Source organism: Amycolatopsis sp. M39 (assembly GCF_001651785.1).
Classification (GTDB): Bacteria; Actinomycetota; Actinomycetes; order Mycobacteriales; family Pseudonocardiaceae; genus Amycolatopsis; species Amycolatopsis rubida.
On record NZ_LWSF01000022.1, the window covers coordinates 1 to 16,800 of the forward strand.

15 protein-coding genes and 1 pseudogene are annotated in these 16,800 nt (G+C 68.0%); 11 read left to right on the forward strand and 5 right to left on the reverse strand.

Going from position 1 to position 16,800, the window contains the following annotated elements; translation table 11 throughout:
• The 3 genes and pseudogenes from A4R44_RS33340 to yhjD form a co-directional block, all read left to right on the forward strand.
• A pseudogene (locus A4R44_RS33340) lies at positions 1-496 on the forward strand (tryptophan--tRNA ligase); the annotation flags it as partial.
• A gap of 44 nt (positions 497-540) precedes the next feature.
• Complete coding sequence (locus tag A4R44_RS33345) at positions 541-1,797, forward strand: hypothetical protein (protein WP_067589543.1); 1,257 nt, start codon at positions 541-543, stop codon at positions 1,795-1,797.
• Between the two features lie 54 nt (positions 1,798-1,851).
• On the forward strand, positions 1,852-2,865 hold the full coding sequence (yhjD, locus tag A4R44_RS33350; RefSeq protein ID WP_067589546.1) for an inner membrane protein YhjD: 1,014 nt from the start codon (positions 1,852-1,854) through the stop codon (positions 2,863-2,865).
• Positions 2,866-2,915: 50 nt separating this feature from the next.
• On the opposite strand, the gene A4R44_RS33355 is transcribed toward yhjD, so the two are convergent.
• The gene (locus tag A4R44_RS33355) at positions 2,916-4,145 is read right to left on the reverse strand and encodes a D-alanyl-D-alanine carboxypeptidase family protein (RefSeq protein WP_067589549.1); all 1,230 of its coding nucleotides are present in this window, start codon (positions 4,143-4,145) and stop codon (positions 2,916-2,918) included.
• 42 nt (positions 4,146-4,187) lie between these two features.
• On the opposite strand from A4R44_RS33355, the gene A4R44_RS33360 reads away from it, so the two are divergent.
• Both A4R44_RS33360 and A4R44_RS33365 read left to right on the forward strand, forming a co-directional pair.
• Complete coding sequence (locus A4R44_RS33360) at positions 4,188-4,433, forward strand: SCO4848 family membrane protein (RefSeq protein ID WP_095213783.1); 246 nt, start codon at positions 4,188-4,190, stop codon at positions 4,431-4,433.
• Between the two features lie 78 nt (positions 4,434-4,511).
• Positions 4,512-5,894, forward strand: a complete 1,383-nt coding sequence (locus A4R44_RS33365; RefSeq protein ID WP_067589555.1) for a S8 family serine peptidase — start codon at positions 4,512-4,514, stop codon at positions 5,892-5,894.
• Between the two features lie 65 nt (positions 5,895-5,959).
• Here the strand turns inward: A4R44_RS33365 and A4R44_RS33370 are convergent, their stop codons facing one another.
• From A4R44_RS33370 to sdhC, 4 genes are read right to left on the reverse strand one after another with little or no spacing between them, the layout of a single operon-like run.
• Positions 5,960-6,733, reverse strand: a complete 774-nt coding sequence (locus A4R44_RS33370) for a succinate dehydrogenase iron-sulfur subunit (protein ID WP_067589558.1) — start codon at positions 6,731-6,733, stop codon at positions 5,960-5,962.
• Entirely contained in the window at positions 6,733-8,487 is a 1,755-nt protein-coding gene (gene sdhA / locus A4R44_RS33375) for a succinate dehydrogenase flavoprotein subunit (RefSeq protein ID WP_067589561.1), read from the reverse strand. Before sdhA ends, A4R44_RS33370 begins: the two co-directional genes overlap by 1 nt.
• A 36-nt stretch (positions 8,488-8,523) precedes the next feature.
• Positions 8,524-8,940: a succinate dehydrogenase hydrophobic membrane anchor subunit gene (locus tag A4R44_RS33380; RefSeq protein WP_067589564.1), complete on the reverse strand. Its 417-nt coding sequence runs from the start codon at positions 8,938-8,940 to the stop codon at positions 8,524-8,526.
• Between the two features lie 4 nt (positions 8,941-8,944).
• A complete protein-coding gene (sdhC, locus tag A4R44_RS33385; RefSeq protein WP_093575903.1) occupies positions 8,945-9,394 on the reverse strand; it encodes a succinate dehydrogenase, cytochrome b556 subunit in 450 nt (149 codons plus the stop codon).
• 562 nt (positions 9,395-9,956) lie between these two features.
• On the opposite strand from sdhC, the gene A4R44_RS33390 reads away from it, so the two are divergent.
• Genes A4R44_RS33390 through A4R44_RS33415 form a run of 6 tightly spaced genes read left to right on the forward strand, consistent with a single transcriptional unit; the run spans position 9,957 to position 16,752 of the window.
• On the forward strand, positions 9,957-11,159 hold the full coding sequence (locus A4R44_RS33390) for a BMP family protein (protein ID WP_232791891.1): 1,203 nt from the start codon (positions 9,957-9,959) through the stop codon (positions 11,157-11,159).
• Positions 11,156-12,721, forward strand: coding sequence for an ABC transporter ATP-binding protein (locus A4R44_RS33395; RefSeq protein WP_095213784.1), 1,566 nt, complete (start codon positions 11,156-11,158; stop codon positions 12,719-12,721). The genes A4R44_RS33390 and A4R44_RS33395 overlap by 4 nt, the downstream gene beginning before the upstream one ends.
• Positions 12,718-13,815, forward strand: coding sequence for an ABC transporter permease (locus A4R44_RS33400; RefSeq protein ID WP_067589570.1), 1,098 nt, complete (start codon positions 12,718-12,720; stop codon positions 13,813-13,815). The genes A4R44_RS33395 and A4R44_RS33400 overlap by 4 nt, the downstream gene beginning before the upstream one ends.
• 38 nt (positions 13,816-13,853) lie before the next feature.
• Positions 13,854-15,092 (forward strand): ABC transporter permease, encoded by a 1,239-nt coding sequence (locus A4R44_RS33405; protein WP_093575900.1) that lies wholly within the window; start codon positions 13,854-13,856, stop codon positions 15,090-15,092.
• The gene (locus tag A4R44_RS33410) at positions 15,092-15,481 is read left to right on the forward strand and encodes a cytidine deaminase (protein WP_067589577.1); all 390 of its coding nucleotides are present in this window, start codon (positions 15,092-15,094) and stop codon (positions 15,479-15,481) included. The genes A4R44_RS33405 and A4R44_RS33410 overlap by 1 nt, the downstream gene beginning before the upstream one ends.
• Positions 15,478-16,752: a thymidine phosphorylase gene (locus tag A4R44_RS33415; RefSeq protein WP_067589580.1), complete on the forward strand. Its 1,275-nt coding sequence runs from the start codon at positions 15,478-15,480 to the stop codon at positions 16,750-16,752. The genes A4R44_RS33410 and A4R44_RS33415 overlap by 4 nt, the downstream gene beginning before the upstream one ends.
• The last annotated feature ends 48 nt before the right edge of the window (positions 16,753-16,800 follow it).

A 16,800-nucleotide genomic window follows, 5' to 3' on the forward strand; every position in this document is an offset into this window, starting at 1 on the left:
CGGCAAGACGTTCGTCATGCCGGAGCCGTTCATCGTCAAGGACACCGCGAAGATCTACGACCTGCAAGAACCGACAGCGAAGATGAGCAAGTCGGCGGCGACCGGCAACGGGCTCGTCGAGCTGCTCGAGGACCCGAAGCGCTCGGCGAAGAAGATCCGTTCCGCGGTCACCGACACCGGCCGCGAGGTCCGCTTCGACCGCGAGGAGAAGGCAGGCGTCTCCAACCTGCTCACGATCTACTCCGCGCTGACCGACCGCACCGTCGCCGACCTCGAAACCGCCTACGAGGGCAAGGGTTACGGCGACCTCAAGAAGGACCTCGCCGAGGTGCTGGTCGACTGGGTCACGCCGCTGCAGGAGAGCGTGCAGTCCTACTTGGACGATGTCGCCGAGCTGGACCGGATCCTCGCCGCGGGTGCGCACCGGGCGCGCGAGGTCGCGTCGGCCACGCTCGCATCGGTCTACGAGCGGATCGGGTTTCTTCCCGCGGGCTGAGCGGGGCGCACACACTAAGTTCTGGTCCGGGGGGATGGAATAGCGTGAAGTTCACAACCGGTCTGTGGCCGATCAGTGCCGCGACGCTGGTGCTGGTCACCTCGTGCGGCGGAATGTCTGGATCGGACGTCGAAAACGCGAAGGACCCGAACGGCGACGGCCAGACCGTGCAACGGCCGGGTTATGCGAACTCGCAGTATCCAGACCCTGCCCCGATCAAGGAAAAAGCGAACCCGCAGGCGGTGCGGATCGGCGGCAAGCCGGTGGTCCAGGCGTGCAACCTGCTGACCGTCGCGGACCTCGTCTCGCTCGGGATCAGGGCCGGCTCGCGGCCGGACCCCAACGGGGCCACCTTCGAGCGCCGCTACCTGGTGGGGGACGGTTCGGGACCGCTGCGGTCGTCCGAAATCACCTACGCCAAGGCGCTGACCTCGGGGGTGAACCACTGCGTCTACAGCCTGGAAGACAACCAGGGCAATCAGACGCAGGAGGAGCTGGCGGTCGCGGTGTCCCAGCCGGCGTACGTGCCGACCGTGGACACCAAGCCCTACCTCGCCGACGCGGAGCCCAGCCTGACCGTCGGCCCGGTGAAGGTCTTCTCCAAGCGCCGCAAGACGGAGAGCCCGTCGGACGCTTCCGGGGACGCGGTGCTGGTGCTGGGGGACACGCTGGTCGACTTGGACTTCGACCTGAAGGCGGACAAGAGCGCGGGCAAGCTGCAGGATCTCGGCAAGAAGGTCGCCGAGAACTTCGCGAAGCAGGTGAGCGCGCCGGCGGGGGCGAACGTCATCGGCTACGACAGCGCGGCATTCCCGAAATCGGTCGCGCAGCCCTGCCCGATGCTCACGCCCGACGCGGTGACCCCGGCGATCGGCACCGATGCTTCGCCGATGGTCGCCGAAACTCCCGGCACCGCGGTCGGCGACATGATCATGACCAACAGCACCAAGCACAACTACGTGCGGATCGACTGCGAGCGCGGCACCGGTCACGACAACGGCATCGACCGGCGCGCGCTGCACCTGACCGCGATCAGCTTCCTCGGCGAAGACGCGGCGAAGAGCTACCTCGGATCCGCGCCGAACGACGGCCAGTCCGCGCCCGCCCAGGTCGGAGACGAGGGGCAGGTGCGCAGCAAGGGCCAGACCCACGGCGAGGTGCTGTTCCGCAAGGGCCGTTTCGCGTTCAAGCTCTACCTCGCCGACCACAACGCCGCCCCGGACGGCATCAGCGGCGCGGACGCGACCCGGCTGCTGGTTCCCGCCGCGCGGAAGATGCTCTCCGCCTTCCCCGACCAGTAACCGCGCGGGCACGCTCGCGTTGCGGGGTCCGGTTGGCGTAGTTAGCGTTTTCCAGTGGCGAACGAGACTGGTGACAAGGAAAAGCTGCTGCCCCGGCTGCGGCGGAAGTACCCGTGGCTGGATCACCTGATCCGCGCCAACGACTCCTTCAACGAAAACTACGGCAACCATTACGCGGCGGCGATCACGTACTTCAGCGTGCTGTCGGTGATCCCGATCTTCATGGTGGGGTTCGCGATCGTCGGCATGGTGCTCGGGCACAACGAGGCGGTGATCGCCCAGATCACGCACGGGATCGACACTTCGGTGCCGGAGGGCCTGCGCGGCCTGGTCAAGCAGATCACCGACGCGGCGTTGAAGTCCGGCAGCGGCATCGGGATCTTCGGGCTGCTGCTGGCGCTCTACTCCGGCGTCGGCTGGATGGCCAACCTCCGCGACGCGCTCACCGCGCAGTGGGGCCAGGAGAAGAAAGCGGAACCGTTCGTCAGCAAGACGATCAAGGACCTGCTGTCGCTGATCGGGCTCGGGCTGGCGCTGATCGTGTCGTTCGCGATCACCGCGGCGGGCAGCGGTCTCGGCGAACTGCTGCTGAAGCTGGTCGGGCTGGAAGGCCAGGGGTGGGCGAAGCTGCTGCTGCACGTCGCGACGATCGTGCTCAGCCTGATCGCCAACGCGCTGGTCTTCCTCTGGGTGATCGCCCGGCTGCCGCGGGAGCACGTCGCGTTGCGGAGTGCGGTCAAGGGCGCGATCTTCGCCTCCATCGGCTTCGTGATCCTGCAGCAGGTCGCGACGGTGTACCTGACGAGCGTCACGAAGTCGCCGTCGTCCGCGTTGTTCGGTCCGGTGATCGGATTGCTGGTGTTCGCGAACCTGGTGTCGCGGTTCCTGCTGCTGGTGACGGCCTGGACGGCGACCGCGCGGGAGAACCAGCGGCGCGTCGTGCAGCCGCCCGCTCCGGTGTTGCTGGAGCCGCGGGTGACGGTGCAGCACGGGCTCGGGCTCGGCTCGGTGGCGGGCGCGTTCAGCGCCGGTGCGCTGCTGGCCTGGCTGGGCAGGCGGAAGGGCTGATGCGGAAAGGGCCTCCTTGAGCGAATCAAGGAGGCCCTTTTCCGTCGTCATTACGAGCGGACGTTGCGCTTCCGCTGATAGCTGAGGACGAACCCGGCCACAATGATCACGAGCACCGCTACCGTCAGCACCCAGCCGGTCGTCCCGAACGGGTCCGGTTTCCGCGCCGCCGCGCTCGTCGCGCCCGCGGGGGTGACTTCCTTGCCGGACATCGGGGCGGAGTCGGCGGTCAGCGGCTGGTAGGCGATCTGACCGACCGGTTGCGCGCCGTTCTTCTCCAGCGCGAAGCCGTAGTCGAGCAGTTTCGCCGCCTGGTCCACCACTCGCGTCGGACGCTGCTCGGCCCGCATCATCACGATCGCGAGGCGGTGGCCGTCGCGTTCCGCGCCGCCGACGTAGGTGTGCCGCGCGTCGTCCGTGAAGCCCGTTTTCCCGCCGAGGAAACCCGGATACACGCCAAGCAGCTTGTTGTCGTTGAACACCGGGATCGGCGGCTTCCCGTCGATCGCCGGGATCGTGTACGCCTTCGTCGCGACCGCTTTGGCGAACTCCGGCTGCTTCATCGCATGGTGGAAGACCATGCTCAGGTCGTACGCCGAGGTCGACATGCCCGGTCCGTCGAGACCGGACGGGGTCGCCGCGCGAGTGTCCGTCGCGCCGATGCGGGCGGCGAGCGCGTTCATCTTGGCGACCGCCGCGTCGACGCCGCCCAGCGCCGTCGCGAAGGCGTGCGCCACGTCGTTGCCCGAGTGCATCAACAGTCCGTGCAGCAGCTGGTCGACCGTGTAGTGCCCGCCCGCGGTGATGCCGACGCAGGTGCATTCCTGCTCGGCGTCCTCCTTCGTCGGGACGATGACCTGGTCCGGCTTCAGCTCAGTGACCACGACCAGCGCCAGCAGTGTCTTGATCAGCGACGCGGGCCGCTCCCGCGCGTGCGGGTCCTTCGCCGCGACGACCGCACCGGTGTCGAGATCCTGGAGGACCCACGACGCCGAGGTGTCGCCAGGAGGCAGCACGGGCGCGCCCGGCGGGAGGATCGGGCCGCAGCCGCCCAAGCGGTCGCCGCCGACCGGCTGGGCGGGCACCGGAAGCGGCGGTGGGACGATCTGGCCCGGCTTCGGCTTCTCCGAGGTGTCCACCGGTGCCGGCGGCACGGCGTGCTCAGTGCATTGCTCCGCCAGCGCCGGCGCGGCGAGGGCGACGGGCACGGCGACGGCTACGAGGGCTGCGGCGAGTGTCGCGGCGAATGCTCGCAGCGACCGGGCGAAAGCGGGGTGCACCCACGCAATCTAGCGCCGATGGTCCGGCGGCATACTCGAGACATGCGCATTTCACGAGGTACAGCGATGGCCTTGTTCGCTTTCGGCATCTGGTCCTGGATCATTTGGATCACGTTCGCCAAGAATCTGTGGGCCAGCAACCAGTCGTGGGCGGCGGACGGTTCACCCACGGGGTACTTCATCGTGCACGCGGTGCTGACCGTGGTTTCGTTCGTGCTCGGCACCGCGATCGGGCTGCTCGGCTGGCGCGGCATCCGGGCGACCTCGAAGGAACGCGCGAACACCTGATCCGGCGAAGCGTCCTTTGGTCGGTGGCGGGGCGCGTCCGGGCTGGCTTAGTTTCGGGCGACCGACCATGGAGGCTAAATGTCCCGTTTACGTCGATTGCTCGTTCCGGTCGCGGTAGCCGGCGTCGCCGCCGGTGCGGTGGCCGTGCCAGCGTCCGCCGCGCCCGCGCCGTCGTGCGACACCACCAGCACCCAGTACAGCTACGTCGTGCTGTACCAACCGGGCGAGAAGCAGCGTTCGGTCGACGCGGAGCTGACCGCCAAATGCGGCAAGCGGATCGCGTACTACCCGGAGATCGGCGTCGCGGTCGCCAGCTCGCGCAACGCGGATTTCGCCGACCGGATCGGGGTGAAGCGGGCCTACTCAGGGGGCAAGGACGTCGCCGCGAAGGCCGCCGCCCGTGCCGGACTGCGTTCGGCGGTCGGGATGCTGGAGCGGACGGAGAGCGTCGCCGCCGGTGACGATCTGTCGGCTCAGCAATGGGACATGCGGGCCATCCACGCTCCCGAAGCGAACAAGATCAACCCCGGTTCGCGGTCGGTCACCGTCGGCGTGCTGGATTCCGGCATCGACGCCAAACACCCCGCGCTCGCAAATGCGGTAGATGCGCGCTCGTCGACCGGCTGTGTCACCGGCGCGCCGGACGCTTCCGGGTGGGGCCCGACGAACTCCGATCACGGCACACACGTCGCCGGCACCATCGCGGGCAAGGACCCGTCGCGCGGCTTCACCGGCATCGCGCCGGGCGTGCGGCTGGCGTCGGTGAAGGTCGTGAACGACGACGGCTACATCTTCCCGGAGGCAGCGGTCTGTGGCTTTGTCTGGGCCGCGAAGCACGGTTTCCAGGTGACGAACAACAGCTACTACATCGACCCCGGGATGTTCTACTGCCGCAACGAAGCGGGCGATGCTGCCGCGTACGAGGCCGTACGGCGCGCCGTGACTTACTCGACGCAGCGTGGGACTCTCAATGTCGCTGCGGCGGGCAACTCGGGCTTCGACGTCACGAAGCAGACTGTCGACCCGAACCGTCCACACAAGATTGACTCTTCGTGCGGCATCCTGCCTAAGGCGATCGACGGCGTGGTGACGGTGTCTGCGGTTGGTTACGCGGGGACGAAGGCTTACTACTCCAACTACGGCTCGGTCACTGTGACTGCGCCGGGTGGTGACTCGGGACAGGCTCCGCCTTCTGGCCAGGGCGCAGGGTGCCCGCTGTCGACGGTCTTTAACGGCGCTTACGGCACCAAGTGCGGCACTTCGATGGCTTCGCCGCATGCGGCTGGGGTTGCGGCGTTGTTGGCTTCCACGCATCGGCACGCACCGCCGCGCGCTTTGGCGGCTTTGCTTACGGCAGAGGCGGATCCGGTGGCTTGCGATGTGTCGGAATGCTCCGGACCGGCGCGGAACAACTCCTTCTACGGACACGGGCTGGTCAACGCGCTGGACGCGGTCCACTGACGTACGTGAGGGGAACCCTGAGGGAATCAGATTCCCCCAGGGTTCCCCTCACGTACCTTCGGAGGTCAGACGCGCTTGAAGAGGAGGGCGCGTTTTACTTCCTGAATGGCCTTGGTCACCTGGATGCCGCGCGGGCAGGCGTCGGTGCAGTTGAAGGTCGTGCGGCAGCGCCACACGCCTTCGCCGTCGTTCAGGATGTCCAGCCGCTCCTCAGCACCCTCGTCGCGGGAGTCGAAGATGAAGCGGTGGGCGTTGACGATCGCCGCCGGGCCGAAGTACGAGCCGTCGTTCCAGTAGACCGGGCAGGACGACGTGCAGCAGGCGCACAGGATGCACTTGGTGGTGTCGTCGAACCGGTTGCGGTCGGCCTGGGACTGGATCCGCTCGCGGGTCGGCTCGTTGCCGTAGGTGATCAGGTACGGCTTGATCGCCCGGTACGCCTCGAAGAACGGGTCCATGTCGACGTAGAGGTCCTTCAACGTCGTCAAGCCCTTGATCGGGGCGATGGTGATCTCGGTCTTCTTGCCGTTCTTTTCCAGCAGGTCCTTCAGCAGCACCTTGCAGGCCAGCCGGTTGATCCCGTTGATCTGCATCGCATCCGAACCGCACACGCCGTGCGCGCACGAGCGGCGGAAGGAGAACGTGCCGTCGAGGTAGTCCTTGACGTAGAACAGCAGGTTCAGCACGCGGTCGGTCGGCTGCGCCGGGACGTCGTAGGACTCCCAGTGCGGCTCCTGGTCGACCTCCGGGTTGAACCGCAGGATCTTCAGCGTGACCTGGATCGGCGTGTGCTCGTCGGACGCCTTGGCGGAAGGCGCTTCAGGGGTGGCCGTCGTCATCAGTACTTCCGCTCCATCGGTTCGTAGCGGGTGAAGGTGACCGGCTTGTAGTCGAGCCGGATGTCGGACGACAGCCCCTCGCCCTGCTTGTAGGCCATGGTGTGCCGCATGAAGTTCGTGTCGTCGCGGTTCGGGTAGTCCTCGCGGGCGTGGCCGCCGCGGGACTCCTTGCGCGCGATCGCGCCGACGACCAGCACCTCGGCCAGTTCCAGCAGGAAGCCGAGCTCGACGGCCTCGAGCAGGTCGGTGTTGTACCGCTTGCCCTTGTCCGCCACGGTGATCCGCTGGTAGCGCTCCTTGAGCGCCTGGATGTCGGTCAGCGCCTGCTTCAGCGTGTCCTCGGTGCGGTACACCGAAGCGTGCGAGTCCATCGTCTGCTGCATTTCCTTGCGGATGTCGGCGACGCGCTCGTCGCCGTGCTCCGACAGCAGCAGCTCCAGCTGTTCCTCGACCAGGGTGGTCGGGTTCTCCGGCAGCTCGACGTGCTCGTGCGCCAGCGCGTACTCCGCGGCGGCGATGCCCGCGCGGCGGCCGAACACGTTGATGTCCAGCAGCGAGTTCGTGCCGAGGCGGTTCGAACCGTGCACCGACACGCAGGCGACCTCGCCCGCGGCGTACAGGCCGGGGATGACGTGCTCGTTGTCGCGCAGCGCCTCGCCGTGGATGTTGGTCGGGATGCCGCCCATCACGTAGTGACAGGTCGGGAACACCGGCACCGGCTCCTTGACCGGGTCGACGCCCAGGTAGGTGCGGGAGAACTCGGTGATGTCCGGCAGCTTGGTCTCCAGGACCTCGACCGGCAGGTGGGTCACGTCGAGGACGACGTAGTCCTTGTTCGGCCCGCAGCCGCGGCCCTGCAGTACCTCCTGGACCATCGACCGGGCGACGATGTCGCGCGGGGCGAGGTCCTTGATGGTGGGGGCGTAGCGCTCCATGAACCGCTCGCCGTCGGCGTTGCGGAGGATGCCGCCCTCGCCGCGCACCGCCTCGGAGATCAGGATGCCGAGGCCGGCCAGGCCGGTCGGATGGAACTGGAAGAACTCCATGTCCTCCAGCGGAAGGCCCTTGCGGAAGATGATGCCGAGGCCGTCGCCGGTGAGGGTGTGCGCGTTCGAGGTGGTCTTGAAGATCTTGCCCGCGCCGCCGGTGGCGAACACGATCGACTTCGCCTGGAACACGTGCAGTTCGCCGGTGGCCAGCTCGTAGGCGACCACGCCGGTGGCGATCGGGTTGCCGTCCTCGCCCTCGGACAGGACCAGGTCGAGCACGTAGAACTCGTTGAAGAACTCGGTGCCGTGCTTGACGCAGTTTTGGTACAGCGTCTGGAGAATCATGTGCCCGGTGCGGTCCGCGGCGTAGCAGGCGCGGCGCACCGCGGCCTTGCCGTGGTCGCGGGTGTGCCCGCCGAACCGGCGCTGGTCGATCTTGCCCTCGGGCGTCCGGTTGAACGGAAGGCCCATCTTCTCCAGGTCGAGGACGGCGTCGATGGCCTCCTTGGCCATGATCTCCGCGGCGTCCTGGTCGACCAGGTAGTCACCGCCCTTGACGGTGTCGAAGGTGTGCCACTCCCAGTTGTCCTCTTCGACGTTCGCCAGCGCGGCGCACATGCCGCCCTGGGCCGCGCCGGTGTGGGACCGGGTCGGGTACAGCTTGGTGAGGACCGCGGTGCGGGCGCGCTGACCGGATTCGATGGCCGCGCGCATGCCCGCGCCGCCCGCGCCGACGATCACCACGTCGTACTTGTGGAACTGCATAGGGAAAGACTCCGCTAGCTAGTGGTGGGTGCGCCTTCAGGAGGCAGGCATCTCGGGGTCGAAGGTGAAGATCACCATCGTGCCGACGGCCAGGATGAGCGCCATCGAGACGTAGAGCAGGATCTTCAGCCAGAACCGGGTGGAGTCCTTGCGCGCGTAGTCGTCGATGATCGTGCGCAGCCCGTTGCCGCCGTGGATCTCGGCGAGCCACAGCATCGCCAGGTCCCAGAACTGCCAGAACGGCGAGGCCCAGCGGCCGGCGACGAAGCCCCAGTTGATGCGGTGCACGCCGCCGTCGAGGATGTTCATGATGAACAGGTGGCCCAGCACCAGGATGATCAGCGCGAGCCCGGAGATGCGCATGAACAGCCAGCTGTAGAGCTCGAAGTTGCTGCGCCGGGCGGACGGGCGCCGCGGCGAGCGCGGCTTCTCGAGGATCAGAGCGTCGGCCATGGGATCAGGCACCCCCGAAAAGCGTCTCGACGGTGCGCTTCAGCATGAAGAACGCACCCGGAACCATCACGACCACCCATACGACGCCGATGACCCAGAGCATCGTCTTCTGGTACTTCGGGCCCTTGGCCCAGAAGTCGACCAGCAGGACGCGCAGCCCGTTGAGCGCGTGGAACAGCACCGCGCCGACAAGGCCGACCTCGAGCAGGTTCACGATCGGCGTCTTGTACGTCTCGATGACCTGGTCGTAGGTGTTCGGCGACACGCGCACGAGCGCGGTGTCGAGCACGTGCACGAACAGGAAGAAAAAGGTCAGCACGCCGGTGATGCGGTGCAGCACCCAGGACCACATGCCGGGGTCGCCCCGGTAGAAAGTTCCCTGCCGGCGTGAGGCACCCGCCCGATCGCCAGCTCCTGCCCCGCTTTCGGTGGCAGTGCTCGCCGTGGTGGACATCGGTGAACGGCCTCCAACGTCATGACTGTCGTGCCCGGGTGACCGGTGAGGTCCGCACCCGCGGCCGGGGTCGGTCCACTGGGGACAACTCCGGCGACGGTGCCGAGATCAGGGGCCATCGAGCGTGGATGAATGGATGCTAGACCCGACCCCTACGCGCGGCTCACCTCCGGGTTCCTCTCTGTGACAGACCAGACACCGGTGACCAGGCAGACCACTCGGACGTGTGGTCTGGAGCACGTCTGAGCTGGCCGTGCGGGGCTTATTCCGGGAACCGGATTCCCGCAAGGAGTCCTGCCCGGACAGGTCCCGGGACCGGCGGTGCCACGGGGAGTGAGCGCGCGGGTCGCGAGGACGGCTGTTGATCACGGTCGGCGCCNGTCGGCGCCGGATCGGTCGCGGATCGAACCTCCGAGTAAACGTTTGTGTTACGTAGCGTGCCGTTCCTATGGCGGTTACCCGGCGGTTGGGTACGGTCTGCCAGTTGAGCCCGGCGACCGTGACCGGGCCGTTCCTGGATCGTCCGCTGGATCAGCGGGGAGGGAGACACACGGTGCGTCGCATGCGTGGAACCGCGCTGGCCGCCGCGACCATGGCTGGGGTGCTTGCACTGGCCGGGTGCGCGAAGGACACCGGGGGAAGCAACAACAACGCGTCCGGAACGGATGGCAATTCGGGCTCGAACTGCATCACCGCGCCGAAGCCGCCCGCCGCGCCTGCCGCCGCCACGAGCAGCAGCGCCGCCTCGGGCAAGGTCGACGGCAGCAAGCTCAAGGTCGGCCTGGCCTTCGACGTCGGCGGTCGCGGTGACGCTTCCTTCAACGACGCGGCCGCCGCGGGCACCGACCGGGCGAAGTCCGACCTCGGCGTCCCGACGGTCAACGAGAGCACCGCGAGCGCGAGCGAGAGCGAAGCCGCCAAGCAGCAGCGGCTTGAGCAGATGGCGCAGTCGGGCCTGAACCCGATCATCGCGGTCGGCTTCGCCTACGCGCCGTCGGTCAAGGCGATCGCCGCCAAGTACCCGAACACCAAGTTCGCGATCGTCGACGACGACTCGATCACCCTGCCGAACGTCACGCCGCTGGTCTTCGCCGAGGAGCAGGGCTCGTTCCTGGCCGGTGTCGCCGCCGCGTACAAGAGCAAGAAGTGCCACGTCGGCTTCGTCGGCGGCGTGAACACCCCGCTGATCCAGAAGTTCGAGGCGGGCTTCCTGCAGGGCGCGAAGGCCGTTTCGAGCAAGATCAAGGTCGAGGACGAGTACCTGACGCCGGCCGGCGACTTCTCCGGTTTCCAGGACCCGCCGAAGGGCAACGCGAAGGCCGCCGCGGAGATCTCCCGCGGCGCGGACGTCGTCTACCACGCGGCAGGCGCCTCCGGTAAGGGCGTGTTCGACGCGGCGAAGCAGAACAACGCGCTGGCCATCGGCGTCGACTCCGACCAGTACAACCAGAAGACGGTCGCCGCCGACAAGGACATCATCATCACCTCGATGATCAAGCGCGTCGACGTCGCGGTCTTCGAGTACCTCCAGGCCGTCGCGAAGGGCGACCTGAGCACGGTGCCGAAGCGCTTCGACCTCAAGTCCGACGGGGTCGGCTACTCCACCTCCGGCGGCAAGGTCGACGACATCAAGGACGTGCTCGACGGGTACAAGGCCCAGATCGTCTCCGGCGCCATCAAGNGCTCACGACGCGGCAGGGCTCGGAAGGATCTTCCTTCCGGGCCCTCACGCGTTTCCGACAGAACGGGATGTCCCCTCCGATGACCGAGATCGAGGCCGAAGCCGTCCCCGACCGGGGCGTGCCTGCCGTCCAGCTGACCGGGATCACCAAGCGGTTCCCCGGCGTCGTCGCGAACTCCGACGTCAACCTCACCGTCGCGGCGGGCGAGGTGCACGCGCTGTGCGGCGAGAACGGCGCGGGCAAGTCGACCCTGATGAAGATCCTGTACGGGATGCAGCAGCCCGACGAGGGCAGCATCGCCATCAACGGCGGCGAGGTGAGACTGCGCAACCCGCAGGACGCCATCCGCGCCGGGATCGGCATGGTGCACCAGCACTTCATGCTCGCCGACAACCTGACCGTCGCGGAAAACGTGTTCCTCGGCGCGGAGGCGCTGCACGGCATCGGCCGCGCGGCGCGGACGCGCTTGGCGGAACTGTCGAAGCGGACCGGGCTGCACGCGAAGCCGGACGCGCTGCTGGAGGAACTCGGCGTCGCCGACCGCCAGCGCGTCGAGATCGTCAAAGTCCTTTACCGCGGCGCGAAAATCATCATTCTCGACGAGCCGACCGCCGTGCTCGTGCCGCAGGAAGTGGACGCGCTGTTCACGACCGTGCGCGAGATGCAGGCCGACGGCTACACGTTCCTCTTCATCTCGCACAAGCTCGACGAGGTGCGGGCGATCGCCGATACGGTCACCGTGATCCGGCGCGGCACCACGGTCGGCACCGCGGATCCGAAGAGGATCACCAGCCGCGAGCTGGCCGAGATGATGGTCGGTTCGGAGCTGCCGAGCCCGGAGACGCGCGAGTCGACGGTGACCGACCGCGAGGTGCTCGGGGTGCGCGAGCTGCGGCTGTCCGCCGAAGGGTCCGAGCGCAACGTGCTGGACGACATCTCGTTCACCGTGCACGCGGGCGAGGTGCTCGGCATCGCGGGTGTCGAGGGCAACGGCCAGACCGAACTGGTCGAGACGATCATGGGGATGCGCAAGGCGAGCGGCGGCCACATCGAACTGACGCCGCCGGACGGCGAGACGCACGACCTGGTCAAGCTGGGCACGCTCGCCCGGCGCGAGGCGGGCATCGGCTACATCGCCGAAGACCGTACGCGGCACAGCCTGCTGCTCACGCAACCGTTGTGGGTCAACCGCATTCTCGGTTATCAGACGCGAGAACCGGTGTCCGGCGGGCAACTGCTCAACATCGCGGGCGCGCGCGAGGACACCGAACGGATCGTGCGCGAGTACGACGTCCGCACGCCCGGCATCGACGTTCCGGCCGCCGCGCTGTCCGGTGGCAACCAGCAGAAGCTGATCGTCGGCCGCGAACTGTCCGGCAACCCGGTGCTGCTGATCGCTTCGCACCCGACCCGCGGCGTCGACGTCGGCGCGCAGGCGCTGATCTGGGAACAGATCCGCCAGGCGCGTGCCGACGGCCTCGCCGTGCTGCTGATTTCCGCGGACCTCGACGAGCTGATCGGACTGTCCGACACCATTCGCGTGATGCTGCGCGGCCGGCTCGTGAGCGAGGCCAACCCCGCCACCGTTACCCCGCAGGAACTCGGTTCCGCCATGACCGGCGCCGAAGAAGGTGAAGACTCATGAGTTCGTGGCGCACGCGGCTGTTGCCGCCTCTGCTCGCGATCGCGTTCGCGGTGATCCTGTCCGCGATCGCGCTCGTCATCTCCGGCGCCGACCCGTTGCAGGCGTACGGGACGATGATCGGCCAGCTGTTCAAGGGTTCCACCGCGGTCGACACGGTGAACCTCGGATGCGTGTACTACCTGTCCGGCCTGGCCGTGGCGATCGGGTTCCAGATGAACCTGTTCAACATCGGCGTCGAGGGCCAGTACCGGTTCGCCGCCGTGATCGCCGCGATCGTCGGCGGGGCGCTGCAATTGCCGCCGGTCATTCACACCATCGTGATCCTGCTGGTGGCCATCCTTTCCGGCGCGCTGTACGCGACGATCCCGGCGGTGCTCAAGGTGACCCGCGGCGTCAGCGAGGTCATCTCGACGATCATGCTGAACTCGATCGTCGCCGGCATCATCGCCTTCCTGATCAACGCCGACCAGTTCGGCGTGCAGACCGGCAACAACATCGGGACCAGGGTGATCGCGCCGTCCGGCCGGATCCCGGGCATCCCGCTGGGGTCGGGCACGCTGTTCGGGTTCGTGTTCATCGCGATCGTGATCGGCGGCGCGTACTGGTTCATGCTCAACCGCACCAGGTTCGGCTTCGAGCTGAAGGCCAGCGGCGAGTCCGCGACGGCCGCCGCGGCCGGCGGCGTGAGCGCGAAGAAGATGACGCTCATCGCGATGCTGCTCTCCGGTGCGGTGGCCGGTCTGGTCGCCATGCCGGAACTGCTCGGCCGCGACTACAGCTACGGCATCACCGCGACCCAGATGTACGGCTTCACCGGCATCGCGGTCGCGCTGCTCGGCCGCAACCACCCCGGCGGCATCGCGTTCGGCGCGCTGCTGTGGGCGTTCCTGGACACCTCGGCGGTGTCGCTGGAGCAGATCAACGTGTCCAAGGAGATCGCGACGATCATGCAGGGCATCATCGTGCTCTCGGTCGTCGTGGCGTACGAGATCGTGCGCCGGGCCGACCTCGCCGCGGAACAGCGCAGGGTGGGCAGGGCGCTCGCGGGCAACGGCCGCAAGGGCGCCTCGGTCGCGGAAGGCGGTGCGGTGTGACCACCACAGAACTGTCGAGGCCAGGACCGGAGTCAGGGATGCCGGTGCCGGTCAAGCGCAAGCGGCCGCGGATTCCCGGCTGGCTGCGCGGCGTGATCTGGGCCGTGGTCGCGATCGCGGTCATGTCGACCGCGTCGTACGCCACCGGTGTTTCGGCGCTGACGTCCAGCAACACCGCGTCGACCGCGCTGCGGCTGGCGCTGCCGATCCTGCTGTGCGCGCTCGGCGGGCTGTGGGCCGAGCGCGTCGGCGTGATCAACATCGGCCTCGAAGGCATGATGATCCTCGGCACCTGGGGCGCGGCCTGGGGTGCGTACTACGGCGGCGCGTGGGTCGGCCTGCTGGCCGCGATCGCGTTCGGCGCGCTGGGCGGGCTGCTGCACGCGGTGGCGACGGTGACGTTCAACGTCAACCACATCGTCTCCGGGGTCGCGATCAACCTGCTCGGGCTCGGTGTCGCGAAGTATCTGGCGAACCTGATTTTCGAGCCGCTGTCGGGCAACCCGCGCCAGTCGCCGCCGGTGCCGAAGTTCGACACCTATTCGGCGGCCGGGCTTTCGGACTGGCTGGGCTCGCTGGAAGACCAGCAGCGCGTCGGATTGTCCGACGTCGCGGGCATTTTGCGCGGGCTGGTGACCGGGGTCGCGCCGCTGACCATGCTCGCGATCGTGCTGATCCCGGTGAGCTACTGGATTCTCTGGCGCACCCGGTTCGGCCTGCGGCTGCGTTCGTGCGGTGAGAACCCGGTCGCGGCGGAGTCGCTCGGCGTGAACGTGTACCGCTACAAGTACGTCGGCGTGCTGATCTCCGGCGGCTTCGCGGGCATGGGCGGTGCCTCCCTGGTGCTGCTCAAGGGCGGCGCGGACTACCTGGAGAACCAGACCAACGGCCGCGGGTACATCGGTCTGGCCGCGATGATTTTCGGCAACTGGCGACCGGGCGGGCTGCTCGGCGGTGCCGCGCTGTTCGGGTACTCCGACGGTCTGCAGCTCGCCGGCGGCGGTGACGCGGTGCTGGCGTTGCTGTACGGCGCGGTGATTCTGCTGGCGATCATCGTGATCGTGCAGCTGATCCGGAAGCGTTGGCTCGCGGCCGCGCTCGGCGTGGTCGGCGCCGGCATTCTGTACGCGATCTACTGGACCAACGACACGCTGCCGAGCGACTTGATCCCCTACACCGCGCATTTCGTGACGTTGATCGTGCTAGCTGTTGCGTCGCAACGACTTCGGCCGCCCAAGGCGGACGGTGCGCAGTATCGGCGAGGTGAGGGCGACTGATGTCCGAAGTGGACTGGGAAGCTCTGCGAGCTGAGGCGGTCAAGGCGGCTTCGCACGCGTACGCGCCTTATTCGGGACTGCACGTCGGCGTCGCGGCCATTGTGGACGATGGCCGTCAGGTGACCGGTTGCAACGTCGAAAACGCTTCCTACGGTTTGGGTTTGTGCGCTGAGTGCACAATGGCCGGTCAATTGCGACTGTCCGGCGGTGGCCGTTTGGTCGCCGTGGCTTGCCGCAGCGGCGCGGGTGAGCTGTTGATGCCTTGTGGACGCTGCCGCCAGATTCTGTTTGAGCTTGGCGGATCTTCGTGCCTGGTGGACACTCCGCGCGGGGTGCTGCCGATGTCGGAGGTGCTGCCGGACGCGTTCGGGCCGGAGGACCTGCCGTGACGTTCGCCGCGGTAGATGTCATTCGGGCCAAGCGTGACGGCGGACGGCTGAGCGACGAACAGATCGACTGGGTCGTCGACGCCTACACCCGCGGAGTGGTCGCGGAAGAGCAGATGGCCGCACTGGCCATGGCCATTTTCTTGCGCGGCATGGACGACGGCGAGATCGCGCGCTGGACCGGCGCGATGATCGGCTCGGGTTCGCGGCTGTCGCTGGACGTCGCGCGCCCGACCGTGGACAAGCACTCGACCGGCGGGGTCGGCGACAAGATCACCTTGCCGCTGGCTCCGCTGGTCGCCGCGTGCGGTGCCGCGGTGCCGCAGCTGTCCGGTCGCGGACTCGGCCACACCGGCGGGACGCTGGACAAACTGGAGTCGATCCCGGGTTGGCGCGCGGCTTTGTCGCTGGACGAGATCGCGGCGCAGCTGAACTCGGTCGGCGCGGTGGTCTGCGCGGCGACTGAGGGGCTGGCTCCGGCGGACAAGAAGCTGTACGCGCTGCGGGATGTCACGTCGACGGTCGAGTCGGTGCCGTTGATCGCCAGCTCGATCATGAGCAAGAAGATCGCCGAGGGTGCTTCGGGGCTGGTGCTGGATGTGAAGGCCGGCTCCGGGGCGTTCATGAAGACCGTGCCGGAGGCGCAGCTGCTGGCGCGGACGCTCGTGGACATCGGCACCGCGCACGGGGTGGCGTGCACCGCGTTGATCACCGACATGAGCACGCCGCTCGGGCGGGCGGTCGGGAACGCGGTCGAGGTCGCGGAGGCGGTCGAGGTCCTGCGCGGCGGTGGCCCGGCGGACGTGGTCTCGCTGACGGTGGCGCTGGCGCGGGAAATGCTTGCTTTGGCGGGGATTTCCGTGGATCCGGCTGAGGTGCTGGCGTCCGGTGAGGCCTATGAGGTGTGGGCTCGGATGATCACCGCGCAGGGCGGCGATCCTTCGGCCTCCTTGCCGCGACCTTCTTCGGTGCACGTCGTCCCAGCACCTGCTTCCGGGGTGCTGACTTCGCTGGACGCCTACGCGGTGGGTGTCGCGGCTTGGCGGCTCGGGGCCGGCCGGGCGCGCAAGGAAGACCCGGTGCAGGCCGCGGCGGGAATCTTGTGCCACGCGAAGCCGGGCGACGCGGTGGTGGCGGGGGAGCCGTTGCTGGAACTGCACACGGACACTCCGGAGGCGATCCCGGCGGCCCTCGCGGCGCTGGAGGGCGGGTTCGAGGTGGGTGCGGAGGCACCTGCTGCGACGGGGATCGTGCTGGACACCGTTCGGCCCTGACCGCGGAAACGCCGAAGCCCCGTCCGGATCCCGGACGGGGCTTCGGTC